The organism is Ruegeria sp. HKCCSP346 (assembly GCF_017872595.1).
In the GTDB taxonomy this organism is placed as follows: domain Bacteria; phylum Pseudomonadota; class Alphaproteobacteria; order Rhodobacterales; family Rhodobacteraceae; genus Ruegeria.
Genome location: NZ_JAEDOT010000002.1, coordinates 410055 through 429799 on the forward strand (window position 1 = coordinate 410055; position 19745 = coordinate 429799).

Consider the following 19745-nt stretch of genomic DNA (forward strand, 5'->3'; position numbering starts at 1 on the left):
AGGTTGAGGGGGCGAAGGTGCCTTCGGCCCAATGCTGTCTAGACGTAGTTGCTCCAATTGTCGTTGCTCTCGCCCACGAAACGTCCCATGAAGCTGGCAAGGCAATACATGCAGGCGAACTGACAACCAGTTTTACGGATTTCTGTTTGTCATTTGCTCAGATACTTCTCAGCGATCATACCGAACCCCAAATAGGTTGCAGGCACTTTGTCTGTGAGCCAGACACCGTTGTCGGCACGAAAGAACTCAAAACCGTCCTCAAACATGCGTTGCGCCTCGACTCGTAATACAACTGGTTTGCCGTGTCGCTGGCCGACGCGCTCGGCTGTATCAGGGTCCAATGAAAGATGAACCTGCTTGCGACGCCCAGGATTTAGCCCGTCGGCAAATATCGCATCCAAATTGGCGCTGGCGGTGCCATGGTATAGTTCATCCGGTGGGCATTGCGGTTTCAGCCCCAGATCCACATCAACTGAATGGCCCTGAGCGGCTCTGATACGCTGGCCATCATCAGACAGGGTGAAACGTTTCTTATCGTTGCTCTCGACAAGCTGAATGAGTTCGTCGCGGCTTAGCTTGCGATTGGCTTTCTTCAGCTTCCGCAGCAAATCATCAACACGAACCCACCCGTGCTTGTCCAGCTGAAGACCGATCTCTTCAGGTTTGTGCCGAAGCACCAGACTCAGGAATTTACTTTCTCTGCTCATCTCAAAACCTTCACAACTCCGGCCAGGCAATTTCATCATGCGAGAGCGGCAGGCGATTGGCCAGCTCTTCCATGCCGAAGAGCACATCACTCCGCCTGAATATGCGTCCACCACACTCTTCCGGCAATTGGATAAAAGGAACCCGCTCCTCTATGAGCTGGTCGCCGACTTTCCGGGTGCTGCCCCCCAGAAACTCAGCATAGTGCTTTGCAGGAACATAGCGCTCAACAAACTGATCGACGACGTCATAGGGCACGACCTGCACCGACTTCCGGGACACTGGATGACGCGCCCGAACCAGTTTCAAATGGCCTGTGTCCACCAGATGACGGAGGGCGGATGCGTTGACACCAAGAAAAGACGCGAGCGTGGAACGAAGATATCCATCCGGTCTGATCAGGCACAACGCCTCAGCGACTTCCGCCGGATCCAGGAGCACCGACAGATATCCATCTTGTTCGACATTCCTGACAACAGTCTTCAGCTCGCCGCTCTGGATCAGTCGCACCACATCAACCGCGCCAGCAACGGCTTTGCGACAAACGGATTGAATACCGACCAGCCCATCCGCTTTTGCAACCGTTGTGTGTGGGGCGATACTGGCGAGAAACGCATCGAGTTGCTTCTCATCATAGTAAGGTCTTCCGACAGGAGAACCCGCGATGGGGCTGATGATCCCACCCGCGACCAGAGCGCCAAACTGTGCCCTCGGCGCATTGATCTTTTTCTGAGCCGCGACCTGACAGATCGCTCCTGCAAAGCTTTTGACCAGTGGCGCCAATGCCTGTGCATCGAGCACAACACCTTTCGCAGAGTTATCTGCCTGAGGGTCCGGCCTTAGAAACCCGTTTGCACCAAGCAGTTCCACTGTCTGACGGCGGCCGAGCCCCAGTTCGCGCCGCAGGGTTTCAACGCTGTGGACACAACGGCTTGTACAGGCTTTACCAAGCACCAGCTCGCCTTCTCCAATGGGATAGGTCTCGATGAAGAATTTCCTGACGATATCCCGCAAGGGCTCGTATTGCTCTGCATGAGACTGCTCAAGCCAGTTGAACAGGCAGCCGTAGTTTCTGCGCGAAAGTGATATGGGAGAACCGGCCTCACGATGCAGTCGCCGCAGCAGATGAAACACCCCTTCTTCACCTTCGGACAGGAGTTCAAAACCCTGCGCACCTGCACGACGCTTTTCCGCGTCGGATAAATGCTTCAGCTTTGCATCGATACCAAACAGATCGACAACTCCGAAGATCTCAGCGCCAAGCGCAACTGCGCCGAACCCGATATTATCGAGCCATGTGCCCTGTTGTTCACCCGCCAACCTGCGGGTGAGATAGTCTTCCAGACCGGTTGAGACCTGCGATGCCCCCAGCTCTCTCAACTGATCGGCCCCCAGATTGAGATCGCGGATACGTCCGGCAAAATCATGAGGACCGCGGCTGTGCGAATAGCTGTCGTCGTCGTACAACATGACCTGGTGGTGAAGGCACGTCCCGATCGAGGGCACATGCCAGGCGCATCTCTGGGCCGCGCCACCGCCAGTGTCTGCGCTGATGTCATCCGCGACACACTCCGGACAGAACCGCAGACGCCTGCGCGTGATCCAGCGTTTCTCGATAAGTTGCCCGGCCAGCCGGTACTGCCCGGTCGACACTTTGCGAACAACACCACGCATCAGTTGAGCAAGTTCCACTTTGCCGAGCTGGGCGAGGATCGAAAGGGCCCGTTCATCGCCGTCAGCGATGGCCTGAAGCGTAAAGCCCTGATCGGTGCAGAACTCTGAGGCAAAGGAAAGACCATTCGCCCAAGCCAGGCGGGATGCGAAAGATGCCGGGGTCTCCCCCGGCATCAAAGGAACGAGGATCGGCAACACAGGCATTATGCAGCCCCCCTCTTGGTTGCTGGCGCTATCTCCAGCTCTGCACCGCTGAGAAGCTGACCCGTCTTAATGGAGCGAAAATTCTCAGCAATGAACGGGTTCAATGCATCAACACAGCGCTTCTGTTTCCGATAGGCACCCGCGAAGTGACTTTGTTCAAGGGTTTGGTTCCCGTCGCGCAATGCTAGTTTGATAGCCGATATGATCAGCCCAATTTTCGACCCGAACTCGTAGCGGGCCGCATGCAGCAGTCGTCGCGCGAACGCCGATGTCTCAAGCGTTTTGCCGCGCGACAGTTTTGCTGCATCGAGATAGGCACCCAGCACGCCCATCACCTCATGCCCATGGGCGGCATAGCTCATGGGCGCAAAATGCACGGGCTCAAACCGCCGACTGAGCTGTTCATCCCGGTTTATCAGCTCCAGGAGTTCACAGGTGCCACTGAGGATCAGGCTGACCGGCCATTCCGCGTACTCCAGACAGGATTTCCAGACCAGCATCACCTGATCAAACTCAGATTTCGACTTGGTCCTCAGGATATGCTGCGCTTCGTCAAAATGCAGAAAAAGCGTCTTATGGGAGCGCGCATAACGCATCACCTGCCGCCAGATCGAATGGCCTGTCCGCGATCCCTTGCTCTCATATCCATATGCCTCGATGGTATCGCGACCGACACCTTTGATCGTGGCTTCTGACGCCAAGCGAACTGTCAAAGCCTGATTAAATGGTTTCCCATAAGCCAGATGAGGATGTTTCAGCAGAAGGTGTTCGATGCCAAAACTCTTACCGGCCCCTGCATTGCCAATGACAACAATGCCGCGCTGCGCTGTTATCCTGCCAGCAGCTGTATGCGCTTCGCGTCGGTAGAGAATATCATCAACCTGATCCCGGAGTTCCAGATAAGTGTCATGGGCGATAAAGCGGTGTTCAAGGTCAGCCACGATGTGGCTGACCTCCTCACGGGACATGTGTGTCATTGCCCGTCCTCCATACGCCAGCGTGGTCGCATGATGGGCATTGTCTTCTCCGCGTCATCCTCCGCAGAAGTGATCTCCGGCAGTTGACGTGGCGCCACCTCAGCCTTAGCGATCACACCATCAAGGAGGCCTCGTTTTTTCCTGGAAACCGTGGGAGCGATGCCCGCGACGACTTCCAGTCCAAGCCAGAGATGCTCCCGATTGCGCTCAACATCGGCTTTTGTCGGGGCAAGCGCTGAGAGCCCGAGCCGTTGAGAGGCAGCGCGATCCTCCTCCGAGAAGTCTGCGAATGCCTGATCAATGATGTCCTGCGTCAGTTCTGCCTCCGCCTGAAAACGGCGGCGCAGATTGCTGCAGGCCTCGGTCCAGAGATCAAGCGACAGACCATCAAACCCTTTTGCCAGAGTGCGGGCAACAACCCAGACACCGTCGAGATTGACCTCAATCATACCGAGGTCCTGATGATCCACCCGGATCTCAACCTCGAGATCGGGATTGGCCAGGAAATGGTGCCGAACCATCTCACAGGTGTAAAAGATGCCAGCAAAGCGAACCCCACGCCCGGAAATGCTCCGGGTGTATTTCCGGCCGAAAGCCCCGAGACGCTCAATCCGGCTCGGAGGGCGGGGCTTACCAACGGTTGCGCACAATTCCCGCCAGCAATTCAGTGGTGTCTGTCCGCCGATGCCCCCATGGGGCTTGTTGTTATACACGTCGACAACGAAACGAACCAGAATACGGGTCAGCTCGTCATCGGCAAGCGCAGCATAGTCCTCAGGTATGAAGTCACCTTTTTCGACGATGTTTGAATAGGTGCGTGCGCTCAAACATTCCATCAACTCTATGCCGAAAGTCCTGAAGCAGCGCTCGATATGTCCGCGAAGCTTGGGAACACCTGCAGGCGGGAACATGACCGTTCCGCGAAGATCCGTCACAGCGCCCCGGAAATCAAAGTTCGCAAAGGCCGCCCCCTGATCCGAGGCAACAGTTTCAAAACCAGTGCCCGGCCAGTCTGGAAGCGCGCAGCCAAAAAGGCGGGCAAGGTCCGCTTTATCCCGGGTTGCCAGGTCCAGCGCTGCGATCGCATCTTCGGTGTTCGGGGTTGCGCAAACCTTCACCGAGAGGATCAGTCGCGTTCGCACATCGATCACGACATAGATCCAGCGTCGCCCTTTCGGCAGTGCTTTGATCTGCTCCTCTGTCAGATGACCGAAGACACCGGCCTCGGCAAAGAAAGTAATCAGGTCGACCTTCCATTCATCGATTTCCAAACGCTCCCCTGGCCGCAGAACATTCAGTCCTTCGCCGATGATTGCAAAATGCCGGTTGGCCGCTTCGAGGCCCTGGCGCTGGCACATCACATGGTAAGGCTCAAGACGACATATCTCTCTGTAGATTGTGCTTTCCGCGGGAACGGCCAAAGGCGGCAAGCCGCGATCGATCCGATACGCATTCGCCAGCCTGAAAGCCCGTTTTGTCTGGCGAATAACGCTCTTCTTCGACGGGCGCTTGAAGCTCGCATACCGATCCGCGCATTTGCGAAGCAGGGCGGCGCTCTCGGGACCAAATTTTACCTTCGTCCGTCCCGCAAGATAGCGTTTGTCTATGAGCGCTAGAACGCACCGACCACTAGCCTCATAAGCGCGGACCCAACGCAGCAAGGCCGAAGAGCCTGGCGGGTCAATCTCGTTGCTTGACCGCTTCTTTCCTCCATATTTGCGCTTCCCGGCATCCTTATCAGGCTGTGGAATCTGCACCGTGACTTCCTGCGCCACACTTCGGATCCAGATCTCCACATCTTTCCAGTAGCGGCCAATCTCTCCTCGTGCTTCAGCATCCAGAAAGAGATCGCACCAGGCCTGACGGAAGAAGACCGTTGAGCGCTGTTTTGCAGGCAGATGGGTGACAATCTGATCGGCAAACTGCACGCGCTGTCGGACGGCCTCTTCACTGTGATAGCCATCACGAATGGTGATGTGACCGGTCTTCAGACCTTCGTTGATCTCATCATAGGTGAGCTCGTCAAAGACAATTTCTCCTTCACTCCAGTGACTGATGATGACACCTAGCGGCCCTTGTTCCACGAGAAGACCAGGGACGTCACCTTGCTGAATCTGCGAATAGGGCTCGAGACGAATGATATCAGTCATTGCACGCCTCCCTCGACCAACAAGTCGAGATCAATAATCCCGTCCTGAATCGGGCGCAGAATACCGGCATAGATCGCTTTGAATATTTCCGGCCAGGCCCTGCCGCCAATAGCCGCTCTCGCGATCAGTTCGCGGATCGTGACCGGCAGATCGATCTCAGCCGCAAGCTCTGCGATTATTGTAGCCGCCTCCGGGTCATCCTCACGCCGGTAGGCAAGCAGCCGACGCGCATTCAAGGCCTCCCATTGGTCGTAGTTTTCCTCAGTGATCAGCACTAGATTATCCGCGAAGTCATCGGGCATCGCTGCCGCGACATAACCCAGCTGCACTTCAAGATTCTGCGCTCTAGCGCGTTCTGCCGGTTTGATCTCAGCAGCATACTTGCTCCCATCAGCGAAGGTATAAAGTTGATCCACTCTTTTGCTACGCTTACGACCATCGGCATCGATGTATTCAATGGCAGGCGGCTGCTCGACCATGTCAGCCACAGGATACAGCGCTGATGTCGTGGTGAAGGCATCAAACTCACCAAGGCTGTCGAAGACGACTTTCTGACTTTCGCCCCCGTGGGGTCGAAATGCGCCTGTCTCGACGAAAGTACGCCCTCGCGAGCGCTCAGACAGATTACACGTTGAGCGGCTGTCCAGCGGGGCTTTGAAGATTTCTTTTTCCATGTTATTTGATGGTGTACGGGATCATTCCCTGACCAATATGATCAGGGTGATCCGCACACATTCCTCTTGTCGAATGTTGGAAGGCGGCCGTGCACGACCAATCGGGTCAAAGGACCCGGCCGCCAGACTTGACTTTTGAGAGGATTCGAGAGACCTTCTGAGTGTCAGTTACCAAATGACGTGAAGGCCCCTGAGAGTCCGCTCTCGGGGCTTTTCTATTTTCTAGATCATCGGTTCATATCCCCCTTCTTTCAAGAGTCGGCCACCGACCACAGGTCTTCGACACGAAATCCTGTGCGCTCGGCTACGGCTGCTTCGATCTCCGCCGACCGCCTGCGCCCGGCAAGCACGTTCGACACCGCCGAGCGACTATACCCGATGCTCTCGGCGAGCTCGGTGATTGTGGTCTGAGCCATCCCGAGATGCAGTTTGACAATCTGCTGGCGCATTTTGTTGGCATCCATGGCTCGTGGCCTCCGTACGGGACTGGCATTTACGCTGGTGCTGAAACGAACGTTCCAATGACCCCGATTCTACGGGCATCTCCGTCGGACAATCAATAGCCAATCCGGCCCCAATTGCATCGTAACCGCCTGATTTACCGGTTAGTTTTGATTATTAACTTACGTTAGGAGCGCCCTACGTGAATGTTCATTTCTGCTATTAACTTAAGCGGTGAAACAGACGTTTCTGGGAGAGGGAAATGCCTTGCGGCGGTCACGACCTCGACGCGTTGTGAGCTCAGACAACCACAACACAGGGCTACCGCACTGCACTGTCTCTGAGACCACGAGTTGTGCCGGGAAAGAGAAGTAGTGGCAGCTGATTTACATTTGGAAGCCGGTGTAGATAGGTCGGCTCCAGGAAAGCGCGGCTTAATCTTGCAACCGGAAGAGGTCCGCGACATCAAGATTCAGAGCGTCGGCTATTTTGATGACGGTTTTGAGACCGGGATTTCTCTCCCCGCGCTCAATTCCGCCAATATATGTCCGGTCCAGATCCACTGCATGGGCAAAGCTCTCCTGCGAGTAGCCTTGCGCCTTGCGGGCTGATCTCAGGTTGTTCCCGAAATCATCTGCTGTGAACCGATTTTTCATCCCTTGAAACGGCAAGAAAGATGTTTAATCGTCTACGGACTTATCGTATCATTTTGCGAGGAAGGTTTCATTCTGAGGATGTTCACATGTTCGATGCGTACCCTGACGGTAAGATCGAAGCCAACTCAGAACAATTTGCAGAGATGCACAGGATTGCCAAATCCCGCCTAGCCGCAATCAACAGCATGCCCGGCGCTGGTCTCGGTTCAAAGTTCAGACGCCAACTCGCACTTTCCAAACTGAATGCGCAGCTTTCATTCTATGGCTGGGCGATCCGCAAAGATGGAACTCTGTTTGAGGTACCGGTACGCGGAGAGCCCGCGAAGTTACGTAAGGAAGACGGGCCAAATCTGCTCCCTGGAAGCGTCGAACATATCAACGAACAAGCCAGAATTATGTATACCGAAACCGGGAAGTTGTTCGATCCGACAACAGGCCGTCGTTTGCCAAATTCTGAGCGGCATCGCTTTGGTATCGTTTAGCGCCCTTCAACCCAGAGCAGATGAGCCGAGAAACCAAAATCATCTCGGCGAATAACTTTGACTTAACGTGCGGACACAAACGCACCGCGCTGAAAGCCGGCGTTTGCAAAGCTTTCAATGAATGTGGACCGTGAGACCACCCCGAGGCAAGGTCAGTGCATAAACGAGAACGCCAAGTCATGAACGGTCCACACCCGCCATTGACCTGAGAGGCGAGATGCTGCGGTCGTAAGCCGCAATCCCGACATTCGCTGCAATCGCGAGAGTTGAAGCAAGTCCAACGTACAGTCTGCCGAGAGGCAGTGTGCATTGGCCGATACAGTCGGCTTGACTTACGGCAGCTCGATCCGATGGGTGCGAAAAACATCAATAGGAGATTCAGTTTGATTTAGTGTTTCTCTTTCCATCCAAAAAATTGGACATCAAGTTGAGCAAAAAGCTTGCGTGAACAACTGGTTGAATGGCAGCTTGGATCAATCCGATTTTATATGGCGCTTATTATGAAGAAAATTAATGACACAATACAACTCAGCGCAACAGACCTTGTTGGTCACCTCAATTGCGGACACCTAACCGCTCTTGATGTTCAGGTCGCAACGGGAGCGTTGAAGAAGCCTGAAAACTACGACCCACTGCTCGAAATCCTACGTGAAAGAGGCCAAAGGCACGAAGACGCATATATTCAACATCTTCGGAATGCGGGGTATCAACTGACCAAAATCGAAGGCGTCGATGTCACCAAAGCTACTGTCGATGCGACCCTCGAAGCCATGCGCAACGGCTCAGAAGTCATTATTCAAGCAGCACTCCGGCATGGACGATGGAGTGGCCGAGCGGATGTTCTTCGGCGAGTGGATACGCCCAGTGATCTGGGAGATTTCTCCTATGAGATCATCGACACCAAGCTGGCCCGCGAAACAAAAGGTGGCACGGTCCTTCAGCTTTGTCTCTATGCTGATCTCCTGGCCAATGCACAGGGACGTCCACCTGAAAAGGTTTTTGTTGTCGCGCCGTGGTCTGACTATCAGCCGCAGGAGTTTCGCTTTGCGGACTATGCAGCCTATTTCAGGCGAGTGAAGGCGGCAGCAGAAAATGCTCTGGATTTGCCAGAAGACCAAGTCGAATATCCTGATCCCAAGAGTCACTGCGATGTCTGTCGATGGGAACAGCAGTGTGAGAAGAGGCGACGTGCCGATGATCATCTCTGCTTGGTGGCGGGCATTTCAAAAAATCAAATCTCCGAGCTCCAAGCCAATGGGTTTGGTACGGCAAAGACGTTGGCAGCCATGCCAAGCCCAATGCCTTTTCAACCTCAACGAGGTGCACCGGCATCGTTTGAAAGAGTGCGTGCGCAAGCTGCAATCCAAGTGTCAGCGCGAGAGACAGGTGAGCGAAAGTTTGAATTTTTGGATGTCGTTCCCGAATTCGGGTTTGCCGCACTGCCCGAACCCTCGGCTGGAGACGTCTTCTTTGACCTTGAAAGTGACCAGTTTGTCGGAGAGCAGGGCTTAGAATATCTGTTCGGCTACAGCTACATTGATGATGACGGTGCAGAGCAATACGAACAGGATTGGGCATTTGATCGCGAGAGCGAGAAAGCTTGCTTTGAGCGCTTTGTTGATTTTGTGACCGCGCGACGTGTGAAAAACCCAGACATGCACATCTATCACTTTGGCGGTTATGAAGCCGGGGCTTTGAAACGCCTGATGGGACGGTATGCAACGCGCGAAGATGAAGTGGATAATCTGCTGCGAGGCAAGGTTCTGGTCGATCTGTTGACCGTCACAAAACACGCTATTCGAGCAAGTGTTGAAAGCTATTCACTTAAGAAACTTGAGCCTTTCTGCGGATATGAGCGCAAGATTTCGTTGCGGGATGCCAACGTGGCGCTGACGAGAGTGACCGCAGGCTTAGAACTCGACGACATTCCATCCATTGATGAAGACACAAAGGCGGTTATCGCAGCTTACAATTCTGATGATTGCTTTGCGACGAAGAGCTTGCGTGATTGGCTGGAAGATTTAAGAGCTTCAAGAGTGGCAGACGGTGCTGAAATCCCGCGTCCTGAGCCCGGGCAGGATGGTCCAAGCGAGGAGCTTAGCGAACAGCAACAGCGCGTTCTGGCTCTTATTGAACAGCTTACAAATGACATCCCCATTGATCCTGAAGAGCGCTCGCCAGAACAGCAAGCGCGCTGGATATTGGCTTATATTCTTGATTGGCACCGCCGTGAAAACAAAGCTGTGTGGTGGGAAAAGTTCCGACTTCAAGCATTGAGCGGCATCGAACTTCTGGAAGAAAAGGCTGGCATTGGTCGCCTGCAATTGATCGATGTTGTTGACACATCCAAAACCGGAATCCCCACGCATCGCTATAGATTTGATGCGCAGGATACAGATATCAGAGGCGACGAAGGCCTGCATAATGTTGGCGGCGATAAAATTGGTACGGCTGTTGCGGTATCGTCAGAAAATCAAACGGTCGATATCAAGAAGTCAAAAGCGACTGCCGATGTTCATCCCGAAGCCGTTTTCGCACACAAATTCATCGATCCTAAGGAACAGGCGGCCTCGCTATTTCGCCTAGGTGAATACGTCGCTGAACACAGCATCGAAGGTGATGGCCCCTACAAAAGCGCGCGCGAATTGTTGCTTCGGGCACCGATGAAAATCGGAGACGAGCCCTTCCAAGCGGACGGCGAAGGAACACTCGATGCGGCATTGCGTGTTGCAAGGGAAATGAATGGCGGCGTGCTACCTATTCAAGGACCTCCGGGGACAGGTAAATCTTTCACTGGAGCGCGGATGATCTGCGAGCTTGTACGGCAAGGTAAGAAGGTGGGGATAACGGCAAACAGCCACAAAGTGATCCGCAACCTGATTGATAAAGTGATCGAAGCCGCGCCAAAAATGGGCGTCGATCTGACCTGTCTTCAAAAGCCGGAGCAGGGCAACAAAGAGGCCGACGGACCGAACCTCATCTTCGCGAAAAACAATGATGACGTTTTAGGTAAGCTTGCTAGAAGTGAAGCTCAGGTTGCTGGTGCGACCCACTTCTTCTGGGCAAGAGAAGACGCTTTTGAAGCCATTGATGTGCTTGTTGTTGATGAAGCCGGTCAGATGTCCCTTGCTAATGTCTTGGCCGTTTCCCAAGCAGCACAAACGGTGATCTTGCTGGGTGATCCACAACAGCTGGAACAGCCAACGCAAGGGACGCATCCAGATGGAACAGGCGTTTCAGCACTGGATCATTTGCTTGCCGGTCGACAAACTATTGAGCCGAGCCAAGGTCTTTTCCTTGGGACGACCTATCGCCTCCACCCTGATATCTGCGCGTTTAATTCCGAGCTTTTCTACGAAAGCAAACTGCATGCAGTTGAGGGATGCGAGCAGCAACTCGTTCAAACTAAGAGCATTGCTTCGGGTGCTGGATTGCGCTTCCAACCGGTAGCGCACAGCGGTAACACCAGTTCGTCCATTGAAGAGGCCGCTATAGTCAAATCCTTGGTGGAAGACATTCTGGACCAAGGCGCTGCATGGACGGATCGAGATGGAGTGACCAAGCCAATCACGCTTGAGGATATTCTGATCATTGCGCCGTACAACGCGCAAGTGATTGAAATTCAGAAGCGCCTGCCGACTGCACGGGTTGGAACCGTTGATAAATTCCAAGGTCAGGAAGCACCGATTGCGATCTATTCGATGGCAACATCAAGTCATGCGGATGCGCCTAGAGGCATGGAATTTCTCTACAGCGGGAACCGCTTCAATGTTGCGATTTCTCGGGCGCAGTGTCTGGCCATTTTGGTCGCGTCACCCCAAGTTTTCGAGGCGGATTGTCAGACACCACGTCAAATGCAGTTGATCAATGCATTCTGCCGGTATCTTGAGATAAGTCAGGAACTCGGAATTTGACGTTTTTACAAACTGCAACAACGCTTTGACCATTTTAAATTTACAGGACAAGCTTCGAGCCGAATGTATCTCTTAAGGCGCTATGCTTGAGAGCGTTACAACGGCACCCCCGAAGGAACCTATTTTTCCATCTTGCAGCTGGTAAACTGTGAGGGTCCATTATTGTTCAGTCTTTTCGACGCCGCTGTTTGACATCGTTGATTTCGTTCCTCGTCTGGATACGTCTATTGGCAACGGCCCAAACCCGCCATTTGCGACAGCTTGGTGATGCTGCGTCGCGGCCCGTCAAACCTGCCGTTCGTCGCATTCGCGAGTTGAATGTATGACGAAATCCCTTTCAAAAAGGCCAGAGCTTAGGTCTAATGACTATAGTGCTCTTTATAGTTGAATTGTACTTCCGAAAAATCTCTAAATTGTAGAGATCCAACTCAATTTTTGTGAAAGAAACTTGTGAATGCCGGTATTTGATGGATGGTGCAGTTCTGCGGACACTCCAATTGGAAACAACACGGTTAGAGTGCTGACCGGTCAGCCCGCACACCTTGGAGTGGGCATACAGACGACAGCAACGGTCGTGCCTGGACACTACGCGTCAGAGGAACATGTCGCACGGGCTTTGCGGCGACTTGGAAAACCAGCAGCGGCAGCGCTGATCGAAGAAAAACTTCCGACAACGAAAACAATCCGTTCTGGGGACCTGGGTGAGATCTACGCAACAGAATGGATCGACTCGCAGAGCGGCGGCTATCGGGCGCCAATTAAGCGCCTGCGTTGGAAGGACCATCGCAACATGGCGATGCGCGGAGAGGACGTGATTGGCATGCTGCAGGATCCGCAAAGCTTGCGCCTTCACTTCCTCAAGACGGAGGCGAAAAGTAGGGCGACTCTCACCAATCAGACCCTCACCGAGGCACGCTCAGGATTAGACAAGGATAGTGGCCTCCCATCGCCACATGCGTTGTCGTTCATTTCCGCACGCTTGATGGAACTAGACGATTTGCCGATGGCCGATGCCATCGATGATGCATTGTTAAAGCACGGTATCCCCGTGGCAAACGTCCGGCATCTACTATTTACGTTTTCCGGCAATGCACCTGATGCACTTCTTACTGCCGCTCTGCAGGCCTATCCCGGGGAGGTCAACCAGTGGGGTGTTGGCCTGCATGTTGAGGGTCACGGTGCCTTCATTGGCGCTGTCTATGATCAGGTGATTACCAATGCCAACAACGCCTGAAGAGATCATTTCTGACATTGCGCAAGCGACCGCCGCTGGCTTTCGAGGCAGCTTGATCGCCCGTGGACAGGCCCGAGCGATCATATGGCGCGATGGTGTTTTGCCACCAGACTCGCCCAACTTCGATGGCCGCCTGAGCTACGACCTGAACTCATATGGTTACGCGCTGTTGGGGCTTGGTTTGCGCCTGCGCGAACTTGACGGGGACACGACGCAGGCCCGTATCGCTTTTGAGCAAGCCGCAACTGCGCTCGAAGCAGTTATCGCCAAAGGGAATCCGACCGAAAACAATCGCAACTTTCACTTCGTGATGGCTGCGGCTAGTTACCATCTCTCGCACATGACAGCTCGGGCCTATTCGCTACTCAAGACCATTGAGAATAACGAAAACTTCTCGCCGCTCGAAAGCGCCCTCACGCTCCTCATGCGTCGGGACTTCACGGCGTTTCGGACCGTGGTGTTCGACTACCGAGCTTCGCAAGCGGGCAGCGATGCCAGTATTGCCGCATTTTTGCAGACACGACTGGACCAGAAAGAAGCACCCGTTTCCATCTTTGACGGCGGGGACGATTTTCTCTTCGAGGCCCTCGACACGGCATTGATCGACACGTTTTTTGCAGCGCTGTCGTTGTATGTTCTCGCCATCGAGCGAGGTGAAAGGGCGCTCGTGGATCAGACAATCGAACGGCTTCAAAACAGCCTGTCGATTTGCGCTGAGTTGAACCTCTTACCCCAATGGTGGTCGCATCGCATCGCCATTCACCTGCTGAACGATCTTTGGTCGAACACGTTTCATGAACGCGTGCCGCTTCAACCGATGGGCGGCGAAGCCGATGACTGGCCAGCTCTCCGCGAATTGTTCATAGCGTCACTCTACCAACGACCCAAAGCGGAGATTGATCTCTGGCCCTCTCAGATCGAAGCGGCGGCGCGCGCCGTGGATCAGTCCGACGATCTGGTGGTGTCTTTGCCGACAAGCGCCGGAAAAACCCGTATCGCAGAACTTTGCATTTTGCGGTGTCTTTCCGGTGGACAGCGGGTGGTGTTTGTCACTCCGCTTCGGGCGCTCTCGGCCCAAACCGAAACCACCCTCCAAAGAACGTTTGGCCCTCTTGGAAAGACGATCTCTGCGCTCTACGGCAGTGTTGGGGTCAGTGGGTTTGATGAAGATGCGATCCGCGAGCGCAACATTGTGGTCGCGACACCCGAGAAGCTTGATTTTGCTCTGCGCAACGACCCATCTCTTCTGGACGACGTTGGCCTCCTGATCTTCGATGAAGGACACATGATTGGCATCAATGAGCGGGAGGTCCGATATGAAGTGCAGATCCAACGCCTCCTGCGTCGACCGGACGCTGGGCAGCGGCGAATTGTCTGCCTGTCAGCCATCTTGCCAGACGGCGATCAACTTGATGATTTCTCGCAGTGGTTACGGCGTGATCAGCCAGGAGAAGTGATCAAGCATGACTGGCGTCCAACCAGGCTGAGGTTCGGAGAAGTCGTCTGGAACTCGCCAACAGCGCGCCTGAATCTCCGTGTTGGAGATGAACGTCCATGGGTTCAGCGCTTCATAGTCGGTGAAGCCCCTCCGACTTGGGTTCCTCCGAAAAGACGCCGTACAACTCTATTCCCAAAAGATCAACGTGAACTCTGTCTCGCGACAGCTTGGCGATTGGTCGATGATGGCCAGACCGTTCTGATCTTTTGCCCCATTCGGCGCAGTGTCGAACCTTTTGCCGATGTCATTGTCGACCTTTATCAACGCGGAGCATTGCGATCACTCCTGGAAGTGGAACCGGATCGATTGAGCACTGCAATTGCCTTGGGCGAGGAGTGGTTGGGAACCGAAAGTCCAATTTTAAAATGCCTACGCTTGGGGGTGGCGCTCCATCACGGCGCGCTCCCGACCGCTTACCGAAAGGAAGTTGAGCGCCTTTTGCAAAAGGGAGTTCTCAAGGTGACGATCTCTTCGCCAACGCTCGCTCAGGGTCTGAACCTCTCGGCGACAGCGGTTGTAATGCACTCGTTGCATCGCAATCGGGAACGCATCGATGTTTCTGAGTTCAAGAACGTAATTGGCCGGGCCGGGCGGGCCTATGTCGACGTGGAAGGCGTCGTCCTCTTTCCGATGTTCGATGGTATTGCCAAGAAGCGACGAGACTGGGAGGCGCTGATAAGCGATCTGGGTGCACGTAACATGGAGAGCGGACTTGCGCTGTTGGTTTGGACACTCTTGTCTCGAATGCATCAGCGCCTTGGTGGCGATCTGAATCAGCTGGTCGAATATGTCACGAACAACGCGGCCGCGTGGGCTTTCCCTGAGATTCCAAATGAAAAGGCAGAAGACCGCGAGCGAGCGCTTGCTGAGTGGGAGCGACATGTCGCAAATCTGGATACCGCGATCCTGAGCCTGATCGGGGAAGATGACGTACCAGACGCCGAGATTGAAGCTGCTCTCGACACGATACTCCAATCATCGCTTTGGCACCGCCGACTTTTGCGCTTGAACGAAGATGTGCAGCTTGTCTTGAAGGCAGGCCTGGTCTCTCGCAGCCAAGTCATCTGGAACCAATCCACTGCGCAGTCCCGCCGCGGGTATTTTCTTGCCGGTGTTGGCCTATCAACAGGGTTGGCGTTAGATGCTATCGCTGGGGACGCAAATCAGTTGCTTGTTCAAGCTAACGGGGCACTGCTCAACGGCGAGATTGAAGAAGCGATCGGTGCTATCAAAGCCCTAGCCGAAATGGTCTTTGCTATCGAACCGTTTGTGCCGGAAAAAATGCCAGACAATTGGCCTAACATTCTTCGCGCCTGGTTGGCGGGCAAGCCACTTGCTGCCACGGCTGCCGGTCAGGAATCAGATACTTTGCAATTTGTCGAGGGAGGGCTGGTTTATCGCTTGTCTTGGGCGATGGAAGCCATTCGGGTTCGCGCTTCCGCTAACGGAGATACCATCGGCGATCTCGGACTAACCCTCGATGATTTCGAGCTGGGATACGCCGTTGCCGCAGTTGAAACGGGTACGGTCAACCGATCTGCAGCTATTCTCATTCAGGCCGGTTTCAATTCACGTCTTGCCGCCATCAAGGCTGTGACGGATACAGGCACCCAATTTCAGACAGGATTTGAACTTCGCCACTGGCTAAAATCGGAATCTGTTGCTGCATGGAGCGCTCAACCTGATTGGCCCACGCCCGAAACCCGGGAAATGTGGCTCGCGTTCACCAAAAGCTTTGAACCTGCGGAAAGCTTAGTTTGGACCGATCGCCGATATTGGGCAAACGTTGATTGGTTTGATGTTCAGCCAGTGGCTGGCTCGACTGTTCAGATCCATCACAAGGATGGTCAACCATTTGTTCTTGCTCCAGATGGGGAATTGCTAGGTGTCGCGAAGGCTGCTCTCAACCCTGGGAGGGGCGGTTTGTTACGGGCTCAAGTCTCCCAAGAAGATGGACGGATCGACATCGCCTATCTCGGGCCAGCAGACCTATCCGGTGATTGACGGAAACTAACTCCTCCAGGTTCGAAGATTACAATGTCTACTTTCGCAACTTGGCAATTTGCCACCCGTATCCGCAGCGACCTTCCGCTTTCCGCCCCTTGCATCAAAGCCTGATAATGTCTTCAGCCCAGCGCCATCTCATTCGTCTGTTCTTGTCAGACTTGTGAACGGCCCCGGAAGAAATCCGAGGCCGTATTCTCATATCACCAGCCAAAATGACCTATTGAAACGTTTAGGTCATGTCACATGAAACGCCACATCAAAGCACCCACCCCCAGCGTCAACCACATTTCGAATGCCCGCAGCTGCGGCAAGTCATGCAGCCCTCAATCATCACCATGTCATACTGGCCGCAGGACGGGCAGGCCCTGCCGCGGGGGGCGTCCATGTTGACCACCTGCGCCTGCGGGTCGGATTTCAGCCCCATCCCTTCGCCTTCGAGGAACCCGATCGCGATCATGTGCTGCTCGATCACGCCGCCGATTGCCGCCAGGATCGAGGGGATGTATTTGCCCTGCACCCAAGCCCCGCCGCGCGGATCGAACACGGCCTTCAGTTCCTCGACCACGAAAGACACGTCACCACCGCGCCGGAACACGGCCGAGATCATCCTGGTCAGGGCCAGCGTCCAGGCGTAATGCTCCATGTTCTTCGAGTTGATGAAAACCTCGAACGGACGGCGGCGGCCACCGATGACGATGTCGTTGATGGTCAAATAGATCGCGTGCTCGCTGTCGGGCCATTTCAGCTTGTAGGTCGAACCCTCAAGCGATTGCGGCCGATCCAGCGGTTCGGACATGTAGATGACATCGCCGCCATCCACCTCGTGCGGGGCATCCGCGCTTTCACCCGGCACCTTGTCGTCGCTTTCCGAGACGGTCAGAACCGAGCCGGTCACGTCGTTCGGGCGATAGGTGGTGCAGCCCTTGCAGCCCTGATCCCAGGCCTGCATATACACGTCCTTGAAGGCGTCGAACGAGATGTCCTCGGGGCAGTTGATCGTCTTCGAGATCGAGCTGTCGATCCATTTCTGTGCCGCGGCCTGCATCTTGACGTGCTCGGCCGGGGTCAAGGTCTGGGCGTTCACGAAAAAGTCGGGCAGCTCGACATCGCCGAACTTGTCGCGCCACATCTGAACGGCATAGTCCACCACCTCTTCCTCGGTCCGCGAGCCATCCTTCTGCAAAACCTTGCGGGTGTAGGCATAGGCAAAAACAGGCTCGATCCCCGACGACACGTTCCCCGCGTACAGAGAGATCGTCCCAGTGGGCGCGATCGAGGTCAGCAGCGCGTTGCGGATACCGTGTGCACGGATGGCTTCGCGGACATCGTCATCCATCTGCTGCATCGTGCCGCTGGCCAGGTATTTCTCGGCATCGAACAGGGGGAACGCCCCTTTTTCCTTGGCCAAGTCGACCGACGCCAGATACGCGGCGCGGGCGATCGCGTGCAACCAGCGCTCGGTCTGACGCGCCGCCTCGTCGGACCCATAACGCAGGCCCAGCATCAACAGCGCATCCGCCAGTCCGGTCACGCCCAGCCCGATGCGGCGTTTGTCCTGCGCTTCAGCCTCTTGTTCGGCCAGTGGGAATTTTGACACATCAACGACATTGTCCATCATCCGGACAGCCGTGGCGACAAGTTCTTGCAGGGCCTTTTCATTCAAACGGGCTTTTGCCTCAAACGGTTCAACCACCAAACGCGCCAGATTGATCGAACCCAACAGGCAGGCGCCATAGGGCGGCAATGGCTGTTCGCCGCACGGGTTCGTGGCCGCGATGGTTTCAACATAGCTAAGGTTGTTGGCCTGGTTGATCCGGTCGATGAAGATCACGCCCGGTTCGGCATAGTCATAGGTGGCCTGCATGATCTTGTTCCACAGATCACGCGCCTGAACCGTGTGATAGACCTTGCCGTCAAAGATCAGATCCCATGAGGCATCGGCCTTGACCGCTTCCATGAACGGATCGGTCACCAGAACCGACATGTTGAACATGCGCAGGCGGGCCGGGTCGGATTTGGCGGTGATGAACTGTTCTATGTCCGGGTGGTCACAGCGCATGGTCGCCATCATAGCGCCCCGGCGCGAGCCCGCCGACATGATCGTGCGGCACATGGCATCCCAGACATCCATAAAGCTCAACGGCCCCGACGCATCCGCCGCGACGCCTTTCACGTCAGCACCACGCGGGCGGATGGTCGAGAAATCATAGCCGATCCCCCCGCCCTGCTGCATGGTCAGCGCGGCCTCTTTCAGCATGTCGAAAATGCCGCCCATGCTGTCGGGCACCGTACCCATGACAAAACAGTTGAACAGGGTCACCTGACGCGCGGTGCCGGCACCTGCTGTGATCCGCCCGGCAGGCAGGTATTTGAAATCTTCCAGCGCCTCATAGAATTTCTCTTCCCAGTGCCCCGGGTCGTTTTCCACCCGCGCCAGATCACGGGCGATGCGCCGCCAACTGTCTTCAACCGTCTGATCGATGGGGGTGCCATCCGCCTGTTTAAAGCGGTACTTCATATCCCAGATCTGCTCGGCGATGGGGGCGGCAAAGCGGCTCATTGGTGATTCCCTGTGCTGAAAGAGGTATCCAGACTACCTCAAATCACATGCGCACCACAACACCTTGATGACATCTGGAACCAAGCTACAATATAAAGATGATCCTAGGGACGACTCTGTGGGAAAGCTGTGGATAATTACGTAAACCTCATAAAACTGTCCGTTGGTTCGGAAAGCGTCGACACGCTGATGGCCTGGCAGGACAGCTATCGCCAGCGGTTCGCAGATGGCCTGCCACGCCACGTCACCCGCATGTGGCCCAAGCGCGAAGCCGAAATTCTGAACGGCGGATCGATCTATTGGGTCATCAAGGGCGTAATCCAGTGTCGCCAACGGATCCTGCGGCTGGATGAAGTGATCGGAGACGATGGTATCCGCCGCTGTGCCATTGTGCTGGACCCCAAGCTGCACCGCACACAGAACGCCCTGAAACGCCCGTTTCAGGGATGGCGTTATCTCAAGCCTGAAGATACCCCTGCCGATTTGCCGAAAAACCGCGAGCAGGACGATGCCCTACCCGATGATCTGAACCGCGCCCTGGCGGAAATCGGGGTTCTATAAAGGCCGGC

14 protein-coding genes are annotated in these 19745 nt (G+C 54.9%); 6 read left to right on the forward strand and 8 right to left on the reverse strand.

Going from position 1 to position 19745, the window contains the following annotated elements; translation table 11 throughout:
- Positions 1-149: 149 nt before the first annotated feature.
- A complete protein-coding gene (locus I9185_RS10520) occupies positions 150-707 on the reverse strand; it encodes an RNA 2'-phosphotransferase (RefSeq protein WP_210093016.1) in 558 nt (185 codons plus the stop codon).
- 10 nt (positions 708-717) lie between these two features.
- Positions 718-2175 carry a hypothetical protein gene (locus I9185_RS10525; protein WP_245223514.1) on the reverse strand — a complete coding sequence of 486 codons (1458 nt, stop codon included), beginning with the start codon at positions 2173-2175 and terminating at the stop codon, positions 718-720.
- Between the two features lie 36 nt (positions 2176-2211).
- Here I9185_RS10525 and I9185_RS20435 point away from each other — a divergent pair, with 36 nt between their 5' ends.
- Complete coding sequence (locus I9185_RS20435; RefSeq protein ID WP_245223515.1) at positions 2212-2487, forward strand: hypothetical protein; 276 nt, start codon at positions 2212-2214, stop codon at positions 2485-2487.
- A 95-nt stretch (positions 2488-2582) separates the two neighbouring features.
- Here I9185_RS20435 and I9185_RS10530 read toward each other — a convergent pair whose 3' ends face one another.
- From I9185_RS10530 to I9185_RS10550, 5 genes are all read right to left on the reverse strand, one after another.
- Positions 2583-3524: a TniB family NTP-binding protein gene (locus tag I9185_RS10530; RefSeq protein ID WP_210093018.1), complete on the reverse strand. Its 942-nt coding sequence runs from the start codon at positions 3522-3524 to the stop codon at positions 2583-2585.
- 32 nt (positions 3525-3556) lie between these two features.
- Positions 3557-5710 (reverse strand): Mu transposase C-terminal domain-containing protein, encoded by a 2154-nt coding sequence (locus tag I9185_RS10535; protein ID WP_210093019.1) that lies wholly within the window; start codon positions 5708-5710, stop codon positions 3557-3559.
- Entirely contained in the window at positions 5707-6384 is a 678-nt protein-coding gene (locus I9185_RS10540) for a hypothetical protein (protein ID WP_210093020.1), read from the reverse strand. The genes I9185_RS10535 and I9185_RS10540 overlap by 4 nt, the downstream gene beginning before the upstream one ends.
- A gap of 251 nt (positions 6385-6635) precedes the next feature.
- Positions 6636-6848: a helix-turn-helix domain-containing protein gene (locus I9185_RS10545; RefSeq protein WP_210093021.1), complete on the reverse strand. Its 213-nt coding sequence runs from the start codon at positions 6846-6848 to the stop codon at positions 6636-6638.
- Positions 6849-7259: 411 nt separating this feature from the next.
- Complete coding sequence (locus tag I9185_RS10550; protein ID WP_245223516.1) at positions 7260-7481, reverse strand: helix-turn-helix transcriptional regulator; 222 nt, start codon at positions 7479-7481, stop codon at positions 7260-7262.
- 86 nt (positions 7482-7567) lie between these two features.
- Between I9185_RS10550 and I9185_RS10555 the strand changes: the two genes are divergently transcribed.
- The 4 genes from I9185_RS10555 (at position 7568) to I9185_RS10570 (ending at position 16613) form a co-directional block, all read left to right on the forward strand.
- Complete coding sequence (locus I9185_RS10555) at positions 7568-7963, forward strand: hypothetical protein (protein WP_210093022.1); 396 nt, start codon at positions 7568-7570, stop codon at positions 7961-7963.
- A 440-nt stretch (positions 7964-8403) separates the two neighbouring features.
- On the forward strand, positions 8404-11877 hold the full coding sequence (locus I9185_RS10560) for a TM0106 family RecB-like putative nuclease (protein ID WP_245223517.1): 3474 nt from the start codon (positions 8404-8406) through the stop codon (positions 11875-11877).
- A 454-nt stretch (positions 11878-12331) separates the two neighbouring features.
- Positions 12332-13111 carry a Hachiman antiphage defense system protein HamA gene (locus tag I9185_RS10565; protein ID WP_210093023.1) on the forward strand — a complete coding sequence of 260 codons (780 nt, stop codon included), beginning with the start codon at positions 12332-12334 and terminating at the stop codon, positions 13109-13111.
- Positions 13095-16613, forward strand: a complete 3519-nt coding sequence (locus tag I9185_RS10570; RefSeq protein ID WP_245223518.1) for a DEAD/DEAH box helicase — start codon at positions 13095-13097, stop codon at positions 16611-16613. Before I9185_RS10565 ends, I9185_RS10570 begins: the two co-directional genes overlap by 17 nt.
- A 280-nt stretch (positions 16614-16893) precedes the next feature.
- Here I9185_RS10570 and I9185_RS10575 read toward each other — a convergent pair whose 3' ends face one another.
- Positions 16894-19176 carry an adenosylcobalamin-dependent ribonucleoside-diphosphate reductase gene (locus I9185_RS10575; protein ID WP_210093024.1) on the reverse strand — a complete coding sequence of 761 codons (2283 nt, stop codon included), beginning with the start codon at positions 19174-19176 and terminating at the stop codon, positions 16894-16896.
- A gap of 129 nt (positions 19177-19305) precedes the next feature.
- On the opposite strand from I9185_RS10575, the gene I9185_RS10580 reads away from it, so the two are divergent.
- On the forward strand, positions 19306-19737 hold the full coding sequence (locus tag I9185_RS10580) for a DUF1489 domain-containing protein (RefSeq protein WP_171119093.1): 432 nt from the start codon (positions 19306-19308) through the stop codon (positions 19735-19737).
- Positions 19738-19745 lie beyond the last annotated feature (8 nt).